This window comes from Pseudomonas flavescens (assembly GCF_013408425.1).
In the GTDB taxonomy this organism is placed as follows: Bacteria; Pseudomonadota; Gammaproteobacteria; order Pseudomonadales; family Pseudomonadaceae; genus Aquipseudomonas; species Aquipseudomonas fulva_A.
The window spans coordinates 3,950,037-3,964,194 of the sequence record NZ_JACBYV010000001.1; the positions used below are offsets into that span (position 1 = coordinate 3,950,037).

The 14,158-nt window shown below is 63.9% G+C and carries 9 protein-coding genes; 3 read left to right on the forward strand and 6 right to left on the reverse strand.

What is annotated here, in order from left to right; translation table 11 throughout:
• Nucleotides 1-7 precede the first annotated feature (7 nt).
• Together FHR27_RS17785 and FHR27_RS17790 are read right to left on the reverse strand one after the other, a co-directional pair.
• Nucleotides 8-1,018, reverse strand: a complete 1,011-nt coding sequence (locus FHR27_RS17785; protein ID WP_042554283.1) for a class 1 fructose-bisphosphatase — start codon at nucleotides 1,016-1,018, stop codon at nucleotides 8-10.
• Nucleotides 1,019-1,053: 35 nt separating this feature from the next.
• On the reverse strand, nucleotides 1,054-2,742 hold the full coding sequence (locus tag FHR27_RS17790; protein WP_179539181.1) for a histidine kinase N-terminal 7TM domain-containing diguanylate cyclase: 1,689 nt from the start codon (nucleotides 2,740-2,742) through the stop codon (nucleotides 1,054-1,056).
• 355 nt (nucleotides 2,743-3,097) lie between these two features.
• Between FHR27_RS17790 and FHR27_RS17795 the strand changes: the two genes are divergently transcribed.
• The 3 genes from FHR27_RS17795 (at nucleotide 3,098) to FHR27_RS17805 (ending at nucleotide 5,727) form a co-directional block, all read left to right on the forward strand.
• Complete coding sequence (locus FHR27_RS17795; RefSeq protein ID WP_042554281.1) at nucleotides 3,098-3,490, forward strand: YkgJ family cysteine cluster protein; 393 nt, start codon at nucleotides 3,098-3,100, stop codon at nucleotides 3,488-3,490.
• Between the two features lie 97 nt (nucleotides 3,491-3,587).
• On the forward strand, nucleotides 3,588-4,658 hold the full coding sequence (locus tag FHR27_RS17800; RefSeq protein WP_179539182.1) for a serine hydrolase: 1,071 nt from the start codon (nucleotides 3,588-3,590) through the stop codon (nucleotides 4,656-4,658).
• A 10-nt stretch (nucleotides 4,659-4,668) separates the two neighbouring features.
• Nucleotides 4,669-5,727: a serine hydrolase gene (locus FHR27_RS17805; RefSeq protein WP_264650064.1), complete on the forward strand. Its 1,059-nt coding sequence runs from the start codon at nucleotides 4,669-4,671 to the stop codon at nucleotides 5,725-5,727.
• 54 nt (nucleotides 5,728-5,781) lie between these two features.
• On the opposite strand, the gene FHR27_RS17810 is transcribed toward FHR27_RS17805, so the two are convergent.
• The 4 genes from FHR27_RS17810 to thiI form a co-directional block, all read right to left on the reverse strand.
• Nucleotides 5,782-7,152, reverse strand: a complete 1,371-nt coding sequence (locus FHR27_RS17810; protein WP_179539183.1) for a DUF3999 domain-containing protein — start codon at nucleotides 7,150-7,152, stop codon at nucleotides 5,782-5,784.
• Nucleotides 7,149-10,403, reverse strand: coding sequence for a DUF2339 domain-containing protein (locus FHR27_RS17815; RefSeq protein ID WP_179539184.1), 3,255 nt, complete (start codon nucleotides 10,401-10,403; stop codon nucleotides 7,149-7,151). Before FHR27_RS17815 ends, FHR27_RS17810 begins: the two co-directional genes overlap by 4 nt.
• Before the next feature lie 293 nt (nucleotides 10,404-10,696).
• Nucleotides 10,697-12,517: a translational GTPase TypA gene (typA, locus tag FHR27_RS17820; protein ID WP_042554278.1), complete on the reverse strand. Its 1,821-nt coding sequence runs from the start codon at nucleotides 12,515-12,517 to the stop codon at nucleotides 10,697-10,699.
• Nucleotides 12,518-12,690: 173 nt separating this feature from the next.
• On the reverse strand, nucleotides 12,691-14,145 hold the full coding sequence (gene thiI, locus FHR27_RS17825; RefSeq protein WP_042554277.1) for a tRNA uracil 4-sulfurtransferase ThiI: 1,455 nt from the start codon (nucleotides 14,143-14,145) through the stop codon (nucleotides 12,691-12,693).
• Between the last annotated feature and the right edge of the window lie 13 nt (nucleotides 14,146-14,158).

Consider the following 14,158-nt stretch of genomic DNA (forward strand, 5'->3'; position numbering starts at 1 on the left):
GCATCGATCAGCCCTTGTGGTAGCCGGTGACGCGCTCGACTTCTTCCTTGGAACCCAGGAAGACCGGCACCCGCTGGTGCAGGGACGTCGGCTGGATGTCGAGGATGCGTTGTACGCCGTCGGTGGAAGCACCACCGGCCTGCTCGATGATGAAGGACATCGGGTTGGCTTCGTACATCAGGCGCAGCTTGCCGGCCTTGCCAGGCTCGCGGTCATCGCGCGGGTACATGAACAGGCCGCCACGGGTCAGGATGCGGTGCACGTCGGCAACCATCGAGGCGATCCAGCGCATGTTGTAGTTCTTGTTCAGCGGGCCTTCCTTGCCGGCCAGCAGTTCGTCCACGTAACGCTGTACCGGGGCTTCCCAGTGACGCTGGTTGGACATGTTGATGGCGAATTCGGCAGTGGTTTCCGGCACGCTGATGTTGTCGTGGGTGAGCACGAAGCTGCCCAGTTCGCGATCCAGGGTGAAGCCTTTCACGCCGTTGCCCAGGGTCAGGATCAGCATGGTCTGCGGGCCATAGATGGCGTAACCGGCAGCGACCTGCTGAGTGCCCGGCTGATGGAAGGCCTTTTCGTCGAGGCTTTCGTTCTGGCTCAGGTATTCGTTCGGGCAACGCAGTACCGAGAAGATGGTGCCGACCGACACGTTGACGTCGATGTTCGATGAACCATCCAGCGGGTCGAACACCAGCAGGTAGGCACCTTTCGGGTACTTGCCGGGGATCTGATAGGCGTTGTCCATTTCCTCGGAAGCCATGCCGGCCAGGTGGCCGCCCCACTCGTTGGCTTCGAGCAGAATGTCGTTGGAGATCACGTCGAGCTTCTTCTGCACTTCGCCCTGTACGTTTTCGGTGCCCATGCTGCCGAGCACGCCGCCGAGGGCGCCCTTGGAGACCGCATGGCTGATTTCCTTGCACGCACGCGCCACTACTTCGATCAGGAAGCGCAGATCGGCCGGGGTATTTTGACTACGGGTCTGCTCGATGAGGTAGCGACTGAGGGTAACGCGGGACATGAAGGACTCCGAGATGGAAGGTAATCGGAAGGAGTTTAACCCTTTCCAGGAACGGGCGCCTCAGCAGCTGGCGACACGGCGCGCGGCAGCAGGCTGCATACACGGTTACGCCCACCACGTTTGGCTTCGTACAGGGCGGCATCGGCGGCCCGCAGCAAGTCGTCGAGCACCAGGCCCTGATCGGGCCACAGCGCAAGACCGGCCGACAGGGTTACCTGACGCACGCCACTACGGGTTTCGATCGGCTTTTGTGCCAGCCCCTGGCAGATGGCTTCGAGGCGTTTGCTCGCTTCGAGCGCATCGGCACCGGGGAGAATCAGCAGGAACTCTTCGCCGCCGATACGAAAGACCGTATCGGAACTGCGCAAGTTCACCAGCAGATGCTGCGCCACGCTCTTGAGCACATCGTCGCCGTCGAGATGGCCGTGCTCGTCGTTGAGCTGCTTGAAGTGATCCAGATCGATCAGCGCCAGCGACAGGGGACCGTTTTCGCGTCTGACGCGGGCCAGCTCGCGGCCGAACAGCTCATCCAGATAGCGTCGGTTGTAGAGGCCGGTCAGCGGGTCGCAGAGCGCCTGCTCACGCAACTGCTCGTGCAGGCTGGTGATGGTACGCAGGCGCTCCTCGCTGAGCGCCAGCGCCTCGGCCAGGCTCAGCTTGCTGAGCTGGCGCTGGGTGACGTCACGCAAATAGAGCATCTGCCCCAGCACCAGAGTGCCCTGGCGAGTGAGCCGCTCGATCGCGCGCATGCGCACCTCGAAATAGCGCTCGGAGCTGGTGAGCATGAGCAGTTGATCCTGCTGGGTGTCCTGCTCCAGCAGCAGAGCCTGCAGCTCACTGCCGAACACGGGCCATTGCTGCAGCCTACGGCCCTGCCAATCGGGGTCGAAGCCACCCAGCTTCAGGGCGGCCTGGTTCGCCTCGAGCACCCGCCACTGGGTATCGACCACCAGCACCGGGTCGGGCAGCGCCTCCAGTAGCAGGTGCCGCGCCACCGGCAGCAGGTCGAACAGGCGCACGCCGAGAATCAACCAGGAGAACGCCACCAGCGTGAAGACGAAACTGAATGGCGTGGGATCGACGCCGAACACCACCACGCCAAAGCCCACGTAGGCGATGTTCGCCGACCAGGGCACTGCGGTAACCAGCACGAAGGCCAGGTAGTGGCGCCTGTGCACGCCATGGCTGGTGAGCGCAGCGCGCAGCACCACGCCAAGGCTGAAGCTCATGAACAGGTAGACGTACACCGCCGTGGCATAGAACAGCGGGCCATGCTGATAACGAATCGGCGCGCCCGGCTCGGCAGATATCGGCCCGGTTTCAGCGCCATAGAACAGGCCGTGCCACGGGTTGCTGAGCACCACCAACCAGATCAGCACCGGCGCGACGATCAGACCAAGCACCGAGCGCCGAGGCAGCGGCTTGCGCACGCTGCTCACGTACTGCCAGAGAAATACCGCCCAGAAGGTTGGCACCGAGACGATCCCCGGCCAGGACATGGTGGCCCAGAACAGTTTGCAATCGGACGCCGCCGCAGCGACCTCGAGGCCAGCCATGGCCATCCACCACATGCTCGCCAGGTGCATCAGGATGAACGTGTCGCGGCCTGGGAAATCCCGTTGATGGATCACCCAGCGAGCGAGCAGCACACCGCCGATACAGACCACCAGCGTGAGCAGCACGGCAGCGTCGAATTGCCAGGCGGACTTGATACAGGCGTTCATGCCTTGCCCCCGCCTGCCACGCAGCGGCGAACGACGATTCGAAACGAAGGGCCTGGGCGGCGCGATAGGGGGGCAAGCAAGGAAGACGTTTCCATTCCAACACGGCTCGGGATAGAGGCCAGCGCACAGGGCCTGACGCCGCGCCGCCGATCCGAAAGGCGAGCCTCTGGGGCGGCAGATCGGTACGGCGGAACGCGCGCGCTAAGATACTGCAAATCACCTGCTTTTCAGGAGGTTTTTATCGCCTTGCCCACCTGAAAATGTGCGCATGGACTCACCAGCCGGCGGATGCCTGTTCACAAATTCGCCAACATCGTTATTATCGCGCGCCGCCAACCACGCGAAACCTCCCGAGATGAAAAGCAATCTGATCGCCGCTGCGGAAATAGACCGCCTCGATACCTGGGCGCGCTATACCGCCGACATGTGCCACAGCTGCATTTCCAGCTGCTGTCAGTTGCCGGTCGAGGTACGCATCGCCGACCTGATCCGCATTGGCGTGGTCGACGAATTCGAGCGCGGCGATCCGCCGAAGAACATCGCCAAGCGCCTGCAGAAGGACGGTCTGGTCGAGCGTTTCAGCCAGAAGACCGGGATCTTCACCCTGACGCGCATGAGCAACAACGATTGCTACTACCTGGATCGCAAGAGCCGGCTGTGCACCATCTACGAACGCCGTCCGGATACCTGCCGCAATCACCCGAAGATCGGCCCGCGCCCGGGCTACTGCGCGTGGCGACCGAAGTAGGCCTGCAACTTCCGGTTACCCGCCTGCTTGAACACCCCGGCGCACTGGCGCCTCGAATCCTCCACAGCCGGCTCGCACCGCCACCCGGAGGATTCGCATGCACCACCGCCCACTCCTGTATCCCGCGCTCGTCACCCTTGCCCTGCTGACCAGCCCTGCGTCGGCCGACGGCCAGCGACCTGGCTGGCAAGAGCCGCTGCTGGAGCGCTTGCAGACGCTGGCGGCCAAGCAGGACGGCGAACTCGGCGTTTACGTGAAGGATCTGCACAGCAACCTCGCCGTGACGCTGCATGCCAAAGAACTCTGGTACATGGCCTCGGGCATCAAGGTGCCGGTGGCCATTGCCGTGCTGAGGGGCGTGGAACGTGGCGACTGGAACCTCGACTCCCGCCTGGCACTGGCCGCCGATGATTTCGTCGATGGCGCCGGCAGCACCAATCAGTACGGGCCGGGCGAGCGCCTGAGCGTAGGCTTTCTGCTCGAGCAGATGATCATTTATAGCGACAACACCGCCACCGACCGCCTGATTCGTCTGGCTGGCCTGGATGCGGTGAACGCACTGGTCGGCGAACTGGTGTCCGAGGGCTTCGAGCCCATCACCACGCTGGGCGATGTGCGTCGGCATATCTACCGCGAGTTGCACCCTTCAGCGGAGCACCTTGGCGGTCGCGACCTGCTGCGCCTGCGCCAGGCCCGCAAGGATGGCGAGCGACTGGACAGGCTAGCGTCGCTGCTCGGCGTGCCACGCAAGGAGCTGGCGCCCATCAGCCTGAGTACCGCCTACGCCAACTACTACCGCAGCAACCTCAATGCCGCGCGGCTCAGCGCCTATGGCGAGTTGCTCGAGCGATTGGCCGACGGCCAGGCATTGGGTGCCGAACAAACCAGGTACCTGCTCGGCGTCATGGGTCGGGTGAAGACCGGCAGCAAACGCATCGTCGCCGGCCTGCCGGACGATGCCCGTTTCGCTCACAAGACCGGCACCCAGCGCGAGCGCATCTGCGATTCAGGGTTGATCGAGACGCCCGCTCGCGGTTCGGCCCAACCGGTGTTGATCGTCGCCTGCGTACAAGGCGAACCCTCCCTGGCCAAGGCCGAGCGCAGCTTGCGCCAGGTTGGCGAAGCGCTGACCGCGTCCGGCGTGCTGCAACGTGACGCACTCAATTGAGGATATTCCCGTGAAGGTATGGCTGGCTGGTACTGCTCTGCTCGGTTGCGCGGCCGTTTCCCTGTGGCTGTGGGCCGCCCCGCAACACGACGAACGCTTCGACGCGCTGCAGCAGCGCCTCGGCGAGCTCGACGAGGCCTCCCCCGGGCGGCTCGGCGTCTACCTGTTACGCCCTGCCGATGGTAGCCAGCTGAACTACCATGCCGATCGAGCCTGGTACCTGGCTTCGGCCACCAAGGCTGCGATAGCCATTGCCGTGCTGCAGGAAGTCGATGCGGGAAACCTGCAGCTCGACCAGCAGATAACCCTGGAAGAAAGTGACCGCGTGGATGGTTCCGGCGGCCTGGTCTGGGAGGATGCGGGTGCCCGCTACAGCGTGCGCGAGCTGATACGCGAAATGCTTCAGGAAAGCGACAATACCGCCGCGGACATGTTGATTCGGGTGATCGGCGAGGACCTGCTCAACCGTCGCATCGAGGACGCGTCAGGCGGTGATTTCGGCCAGATCACCACGCTGCTGCGGGTACGCCACGAACTGTACGGACAACTGCACCCGGACGCCCGCTCGCTGGAGAACCGCAAGATCGTCGAAATCGCCGCGGCACCGTTAGGCCCCCAGCGCGTCGAGGCGGTAGCCAATGTGCTGGACCTGCAAACCGATCAGCTCGAGATCAGTGACCTCGATGAAGCCTATAGCCGCTACTACGATAGCGGCCTGAACAGCGCCACCCTGGTCGCCTACGGTCAGTTGCTGGGCAAGCTGGCGACAGGCGACCTGCTGAACGGCGACAGTTCGGCGCTGCTGTACGACATCATGGGGCTGGGTGGTTACGACGCCTACCGCCTGGAGGCTGGCCTGAACAAGGACCTGCCCTTCATACAGAAAACCGGCACCCAGCAGCACCGCGCGTGCCACATTGGCATCGCCAATCCGCAGGATGAAAGGGCTCTGGTCATCGTCGCCTGCGCCGAGGATCTCGACGAGAACGACGAGGCCGGCACGCTGTTCGAGCAGGTCGGAGAGGCGATTGATGAACTGCTGCTGAACGCCGCGCCAGCCCGAGCCTGAGCACCGCGCCCCACAGGGCGCAAGCCATCCTGCCTTGCGCTCCTGGTATGCCGGTCATGAGCGCTTTGCGGACGCGCGCAACAGGCTGGACGCCATCAGCACCAGCACGCCGACGCCAACCAGCAACACAGCCCACAGGCCGATGCGCTTCCAGTCGACCCCTGGCTTCGCCGGGGCGGCCGCGGGCGCTACCTCGACGTCCGCGATCGCGCCGCTGATGGTGGCCTGGCCCATGCCCTCCAGGCGCTGCGAGTCGAAACCGGGTACCAGGGTGGTGACCGGCAGGCTGCCAGCCTGGGCATCCACCTGACCAAGGGCCAACTGATAGGGTGGATTGCCACGGGCCAGAAACAGCAGCTCGGTAGCGCGCATGGCCACGCTCAGACGCGGCTCGCTTTGCCCCAGGCCACCGCCGCGGCTGTCGACCTGCAAGCGCAATTGGCTGACCGGCAATTGCGGCAACTCGACCTGATCCTGCACCACCTCGTGGCCATCGATGGGCAAACGGTAAAGAACCGAGCGTGCCAGCGGCGTCCATGGCGCAGCGCTGTCCCTGCGCCCCTGCAGCGACACCGGAGCCAGGCTTTTGGCCTGCTCGACCTCGATACGCAGACGCTCGAGGGGCAAGGCCAGCGGCAATGTCCAGGTAACGCCCTGCTCACCCGCCTGACCTTGCAGCGCTGCGGACCAGATCAGCGTTGCCGGTTCGGCAGTGCTGCGCGTGCCGCTGACGCTGGCAGCGCCGAGGCTCACCGCCTGCTCCGGCGCCAGCCAGAGCAGGCGCAGGTAGCGCGCCCGGGTGGGCGGCAATTCCACTTCGCTCTTGTCGATGCGTTCGCCATTGAAACTCAGCTGGGCGATCTGCCCCTCTCCCAGTGGCCGCCAGTGGTCCAGATCATCGCTGGCCTCGATGCTGAAGCGCTGAAAACCTTCGCTCTCGGCACTCCACTGCAGATGCAGGCGCTGCAGCGGAAAGTCCGTGGCACTGGCATCCAGCAACCAGCCTCGCAATACCTCGGCAGTGGCAGAGGACTCGGCGCCCGCGTTGAGCTCGATGATCGAGCCATCATCGCCACGCTGCACGCGCAACGTCGGCACGGCGTCGCGGCGCCCCGCCGGACCATGCAGCGGAAACAGGCGCAGATCGGCACGCTGCTGGCTCTCGGCGAAGCGCTGCGCACCGGGAATCAGGCTGTAGGCCAGACGCTCACCTGCGCCATTGAACACGCGCAGGTCGCGAAAGTCGGCATACCTGGCGGCGAAATGAGCCTCCATCGGCAACTGCACCCGATACCAGGGCCCCTCTCCGCTCAGGGTAAGCGGCACGGTCACGGCATAATCGCCGGGGGTTTCTCTGACCTCGGCGGCCACTGCAGCCAGGCTCAGGCTCAGCGCGAGCAGCGCAACTGCGCGACGCAGGCTCATGCCGACACCTCCGCTGCACGCTGCTGGCGGGGCGGCAGCGGGGCGAAATAGCCTACCACCAACAACAGTACGCCGACGCCGATGAAGGAGATGATCCGTTCCAGGCTGCCGCTGTTGCCCAGATCGACGAAGAACAGCTTCACGACCACCACCGCGATCAGCGCCGCGCCCGTCATCCACAGATCACGACGAGCGCGCAGGTGTCCGAAAATGGTCAGGCTCAGGGCGATCAGTGTCCAGACGATGGACAGGCCGGCCTGCACCAGGCGCGAATCGATCAAGGCATCCATCTGGAACGGCACCTGCCCCCAATGGAATGCGGTGCGACAGACCATCATGGTCAACAGCGCGAACAACGAGGCGCCGATCACCGCCTGGGCCGCCAATTGCATCTGCCGCGAGTCGACAGGCAACGCGGCCAACCCGTCCCGGGCCCAACGCTGTACGGCGAAGAGCACGAACAGCATGCCCATTTCCAGGGGGTTGAGCAGCGGCACGTAGCGCAGCGGCTCCGCAGAACCGTCACTGAGCAGATTGACCAGCCAGAACCAGCCCAGCAGAAGGACTGCCACCGGCGTGGCCGCATAGCTGCGGTACTCCTGTGGATAAGCCGCTACCGGCCAGGGCAACGCGCGGCGCAGGCTCATCAGCATCAGGAAGGCACAGGGCACCAGTACCCAGCCCAGCCAGCGCCAGGCGTTGTAGTGTTCGGCCAGGGCAGAGAACAGGAAGCGCAGTTCCAGCGCCAGTATGCCCAGCAACAACCAGCAACCGAGCACGTGGCCGATCCGGATCAATGCCTCCGGAGCCAGCCCCTGAACGCGGCGCAGCATCAGGAAATGCAGGGCGAACAGCGCTGGCCAGGCAAGCCAGCCGAGCGCCGCCAGCGGGTGATAGCCAAGGTGCCAGGTGAGCAGCACGGCACCGAATCCCAACGGCACCAGCGCCAGGCTGAACACCGCCAGTGCTGGCCAGCGCTGACGCACGGCGAACAGGGTGGTAACGGCCAGGCTGACCACGGCAACCAGCAGGAATCCGTGCCCCTGCAGGTCGTCCGGCACGAAACGCGAAATTTCGCTCAGCGCGGCCATTGACCACCAGGCCGCGCACCAGAACAACGCCACATGCGACAACTCCTGCAAGTCCAGCGGCAGAAGATCGGAGCGGGTCACACGCGCCGCGAGGTGCAGGCGCCAGGCGCAGAACAGGCCCGCCAAGGCCAGCAGCGCAGGCGCCCAGAACGTCAGGTGGGCCAGCGGTCGCAGGGCCTCGGCGACCACGCTCTGACCGAGGCCGTCACTGAAGGTCAGGTAGATCATCCCACCAAGCACCTGCACGACGAAGGCACTGATCAGCACGCTGCGCGCCCCCAGATACAGCCCGGCGAGCAGCGTCGCCACGCCCGCCACGGCCCAGGCGGCGGCAGTGCCGTAGGGGCCGAAGCACAGAGGCCCCATCAGGTAGAGAAATGCCAGACCGACGCAGGCCAGCACCGGTTGCAGCTGACGCTCGCGATCCGCCAGCCGATCGCCTGCACCACGCACCTGCAGGAAGCTGAACAGCAGGGCCACACCGAGCATCAGCGCGCCAAGCGCCGAGCCTTCGAGCAAGGTCTCATCGCCGAAGCGCAGGCCCCACAGGTACGCCACTGCAGCGCCCACCTGCAGCAGCAGGGCGAACAGACGCGCGAACAGCCGTTGCTGACGCACTGCCAGCCAGTACAGGCCAGCACCCTCGACCGCCCAGGCCGCGGACGTCCAGCGCGCATCCAGACCCAGTGGAATGGCCAGGGTGGCGAAGATCACGCCCAGCGCCAGGCAGGTTTCCATCAACAGCACGGCACGCCCTGGCGCACGCGCAACCAGTACCCGGGCCAGCAGCATGTACAGCAGGCCCATGGCCAGGGCGCTGAAAGCAGGACCGAAAGGCAGGTGCTGAACCACCGCGTATTGCAGACCGAAGCCCACCAGCGGCGTACCGAACAGCACGCTGCCATCGACGTAACCGGCCTGACGCGCCGACCACTTGAGCAGCGCCTCGCGGGAGTCGTTTTCCGGCTCGGTCGGTGCCTCGATCAGGCGCCGCCGGGCGAACAGCAGGCCGATGGCGACGTACATCAGGAAGAACAGCAGCAGGAACGCCTGGGTGCTGGGCCACAGGTCCGTGGTGTAGGAGCGCAGGCCCCAGGCCAGGCCGATACCGAAGGTGCCGACGAAACCGATCAGATTGAGCTCGCGCCAGGCCTTGAACCAGGCGATGGCGAAGATCCCGGCGTTGAGCAGGGCGAAATAGCTGAACAGGGCGACGTGACTACCACCACCACTGGAGGCCAGGATCGGTGCGGCGAAACCGCCCAGCGCCGCCGCCGCGGCCAGGCCACGGGCGTCCTGCAGGATGGCCAGCACGGCCGAGCAGAGGGTCACCACCACCAGCAGCACCATGGCCACCTGCGGGGAAAGCAGAGGATGCAAACGCATGGCCGCGAATACCGTCAGGTACAACACGGCGATCCCCCCGCCCTGCATCAGCAAGGCATAGGCAGGTCGCCGCTGACGCAACCACCAGCCCAGTGCCAGCAGCGCGATCGCCGCCAGCGCCACTGCTGCGTAGCGCAACTCGATGGCCACCACCACCCGCTCCGAGGCGTAGCGCAGCAGGAAAGCCAGGCCCAGGAACAGCAGCACCAGCCCCACGCGCAATACGGTGTTGCCGCCGAGCAGCCAGTCTCGCGCCGCAGTGATGCCACGTTCGAGCCAGGTCGGCGCCGGCGGCTCGGCGCCCTGCCCGGCAGCCGGTAGAGGCGTCGCGACAAGTAGCTCCAAGGTGGGCTGCGGGCTCACCTGTGCAGGTGGTGCAGCCGGCTTGGCAGCATGCAGTACCAGGTCGAGTTCCCAGTCACGCTCGACGGTCGGCGCGACAGGCGCCGCAGCGGCAGACTCCACAGGAGTCCGGACTGGCGCTACGTCGGGCTGTTCGGGCAGCGTATCGGTGCGCGGCTGCGCAGCGCCCTGCTCCAGGCGCAGGAGGCGCTCGTGCAGGTCGCCGGTGCCATGGTTGAAGCGGGCAATCAGCTCCGCCAGAGATTTACGCAGCGCCTCATGCTGAAGCTTCAGCGCATGCAGCGCGAGCGCCTGCCCTGCCGCCAGCCCAAGCAGGGCACCCAGCGCCGCCCCGGCCATCGCTTCGCCATTCGTCGCGCCCAGCAACAGCGCGCCGAGCACCAGTCCGACCAGCATGAAAATCCACTGCATGCACTCGCATCCTTGAAGAGAAAACCATCCATGCCGGGCGCAGGCCTGACAGACCCCGCAGTATATGGGCTTCACACGTTCAGATGATGGCGTCGCTCACAATTGTGGACGACGGCAATGGAACGGCAAAACCCGGCAATTTTTCGCACCGATACTGACAACGTGAAAGGTGACTTGTCATGGCAGCGGGCAAGATTTCCGGGTGCGCTTGCCGTTGTCAGCGCGATCAACGCCCACAAAAAAGCCCCCGCAGGCTCACGCCGGCGGGGGCTCTCTAGTCAGCTAGAACCGGATCAGTTCTTGGCTTTCTTGGCAGCGCGGGTGCGCTCGCCTTCGTCGAGGATCTTCTTGCGAAGACGGATCGACTTCGGCGTCACTTCGCACAGCTCGTCGTCCTGGATGAATTCCAGAGCCTGCTCCAGCGTGAAGCGGACCGGCGGAACCAGAGCGATGGTTTCGTCCTTACCCGAAGCACGCATGTTGTCGAGCTTCTTGCCTTTGGTTGGGTTGACGCCCAGGTCGTTGTCGCGGCTGTTCAGACCGATGATCTGACCGTTGTAGATCTCCTGGCCGTGCTCGACGAACAGCTTGCCGCGCGCCTGCAGGGTTTCCAGGGAGTAGGTCAGCGCCTTGCCGGTATCGATCGACACCAGTACGCCGTTCTGACGGCCGGACATGTGGCCCGACTTCATCACGTCGTAACGGTCGAAGATCGAGGTCAGGATGCCTGCACCGTTGGTCAGGGTCAGGAAGGCGTTACGGAAGCCGATCAGACCACGCGCCGGGATGTTGTATTCCAGACGTACGCGACCTTTGCCATCCGGCACCATGTTGCTCAGGTCGCCTTTACGCAGACCCATTTCTTCCATGACCTTGCCCTGGGATTCTTCCGGGATGTCGATGGTGACGTTTTCGTACGGCTCGTGCTTGGCACCGTCGACTTCACGGATGATCACTTCCGGACGACCAACGCCCATTTCGAAGCCTTCGCGGCGCATGTTCTCGATCAGTACCGACAGGTGCAGTTCACCACGGCCGGAGACCTTGAACTTGTCGGCCGAGTCACCTTCTTCAACACGCAGGGCAACGTTGTACAGCAGCTCCTTGTCCAGGCGCTCCTTGATGTTACGGCTGGTGACGAACTTGCCTTCCTTGCCGCAGAACGGCGAATCGTTGACCTGGAAGGTCATGGATACGGTCGGTTCGTCGACGGTCAGCGGGGTCATCGCTTCGACGTTGTTCTGGTCGCACAGGGTGTCGGAGATGAACAGCTCGTCCATGCCGCTGACGCAGACGATGTCGCCAGCGGTGGCTTCTTCGACGTCCACACGGTGCAGACCGTGGTGGCCCATCAGCTTGAGGATACGGCCATTACGCTTCTTGCCGTTGACGTCGATGGCGGTAACCGGAGTGTTCGGCTTGACGCGACCACGGGCGATACGGCCAACACCGATGATGCCCAGGAAGCTGTTGTAGTCCAGTGCCGAGATCTGCATCTGGAACGGACCGTCGATGTCGACGTTCGGCGCGGGAACGTGGTCGACGATGGCCTGGTACAGCGGGGCCAGGTCTTCAGCCATGTCGGTGTGATCCAGACCGGCGATGCCGTTCAGGGCCGAGGCGTAGACAACCTGGAAGTCCAGCTGTTCTTCGGTGGCACCGAGGTTGTCGAACAGGTCGAAGATCTGGTCCATGACCCAATCCGGACGCGCGCCCGGACGGTCGATCTTGTTGATCACCACGATCGGACGCAGGCCGGCTTCGAAGGCCTTCTTGGTCACGAAACGGGTTTGCGGCATCGGGCCGTCCTGGGCGTCAACGACCAGCAGCACGGAGTCGACCATCGACATCACGCGCTCTACTTCACCGCCGAAGTCGGCGTGGCCGGGGGTGTCGACGATGTTGATGCGGTAGTTGTTCCACTTGATGGCGGTGTTCTTGGCCAGAATGGTAATGCCGCGCTCTTTCTCCTGGTCGTTGCTGTCCATCACGCGCTCGTCGTTGAGCTCGCTGCGCTCCAGGGTGCCGGACTGACGCAGCAGGGCGTCAACCAGGGTGGTCTTACCATGGTCAACGTGGGCGATGATGGCGATGTTGCGTAGATTCTCGATCACAGTAGTGGTCTCGTAGGTTGGGTCGGGCTACCCAGCAGTTGCATTCAGCGGCCCAACGCGAAAAATCGGGATTAAGGATAAAGGCAGTCTGTTAACGATGTGTGGCGACAAACTCGTCGCCAATCGGGTCGGGAGGGCGATGGCGGATGCTGCCGCCATTGAGCCCGGGCGTCTTATGCCGGACGATAAACGCGCACATTGGCATGTCCCTCGCTCAGCAGGTGGTGGGCATGCAGGCGACTCATCACCCCTCGGTCGCAATACAGGAGGTACTGGCGGCTAGCATCCAGTTCCTTGAAACGGTTGTTGATGGCATAGAACGGCATGGCCTGCAGGTCGATACCGGCGAGCTCGAGCGGCTCGTCCTCGACCTGATCGGGGTGACGAATATCGATCACCACGTGGCCCGGCAACGCCTCGGCGACTTCCTCGACCTGCACGTCCTGGCCCAGCTCTTCGATCACCCGATCGATAGCGATCAGGCGTGCCCGCTCGAGGGCGCGCTCGAGCACGGCCATGTCGAACTGCTCTTCTTCATAAACGACGCGATTGGGCTTGGCTTTGGTGGTCGGGTTCACCGAAATCACGCCGCAGTATTCTGGCATGTGCCGGGCGAACTCGGCGGTGCCGATAGCCTCGGCGGTATCGATGATGTCCTGTTTATGGCTGGTGATCAGCGGGCGCAGTACCAGCTTGTCGGTGACCGAATCGATCACCGAGAGGTTCGGCAGGGTCTGGCTGGATACCTGGCTGATCGCTTCACCGGTGACCAGCGCATCGATCTGCAGGCGATCGGCCAGACGGCTGGCGACGCGCAGCATCATACGCTTGAGGGTCACGCCCATGTAGCTGTTGTCGACCTTGCCGAGAATCTCGCCGAGCACTTCCTCGAACGGCACGCTGATGAACAGCACGCGCTGCGAGCGACCGTACTTCTGCCACAGATAATGGGCGACTTCCATCACGCCCAGTTCGTGGGCACGACCACCGAGATTGAAGAAACAGAAATGGGTCATCAGGCCGCGGCGCATGATCTGGTAAGCGGCGACGGTAGAGTCGAAACCACCGGACATCAGCACCAGAGTCTGCTCCAGCGAGCCCAGCGGATAACCGCCCATGCCCGGATGCTGGTGATGAATGACGAACAGGCGCTGATCGCGGATCTCGATGCGCACCTCGATCTCGGGCTTCTTCAGGTCGATACCTGCAGCGCCGCATTGCTGGCGCAACTGGCTGCCGACATGACGCTCGACATCGATGGAGGAGAAAGAATGCCGGCCACCGCGCTTGCAGCGCACTGAAAAGATCTTGCCCGGCAGCAGGTCGCCGTAATGAAGCTTGCACTTTTCGACGATATCGTCGAAGTCGCCCAACGGGTATTCGTCGATCTGCAGAAAATGCACGATGCCCGGCACGCAGCTAAGGCGCTCCACGAGCTCGTGCAGAAGCCTGGCCTCGGTGACCTCGGTCTTCACTTCCAGATTGTCCCAGACACCGGTCACCTGCAGTTGCGGATCGAGATCACGCGTGACTGCACGGATGTTCTTGGCCAACTGCCGGATGAAGTTCTTGCGAACCGGCGGGCTCTTGATGGTGATTTCCGGAAAGACTTTGACGATCAGTTTCATGGGAGCAAATGTC

Coding starts and splice junctions, on each gene's coding strand:
- FHR27_RS17795 (WP_042554281.1), top strand. CDS start 3,098: ATGAAAAGCAATCTGATCGCCGCTGCGGAAATAGACCGCCTCGATACC.
- FHR27_RS17800 (WP_179539182.1), top strand. CDS start 3,588: ATGCACCACCGCCCACTCCTGTATCCCGCGCTCGTCACCCTTGCCCTG.
- FHR27_RS17815 (WP_179539184.1), bottom strand. CDS start 10,403: ATGCAGTGGATTTTCATGCTGGTCGGACTGGTGCTCGGCGCGCTGTTG.
- thiI (WP_042554277.1), bottom strand. CDS start 14,145: ATGAAACTGATCGTCAAAGTCTTTCCGGAAATCACCATCAAGAGCCCG.
- FHR27_RS17790 (WP_179539181.1), bottom strand. CDS start 2,742: ATGAACGCCTGTATCAAGTCCGCCTGGCAATTCGACGCTGCCGTGCTG.
- FHR27_RS17785 (WP_042554283.1), bottom strand. CDS start 1,018: ATGTCCCGCGTTACCCTCAGTCGCTACCTCATCGAGCAGACCCGTAGT.
- FHR27_RS17810 (WP_179539183.1), bottom strand. CDS start 7,152: ATGAGCCTGCGTCGCGCAGTTGCGCTGCTCGCGCTGAGCCTGAGCCTG.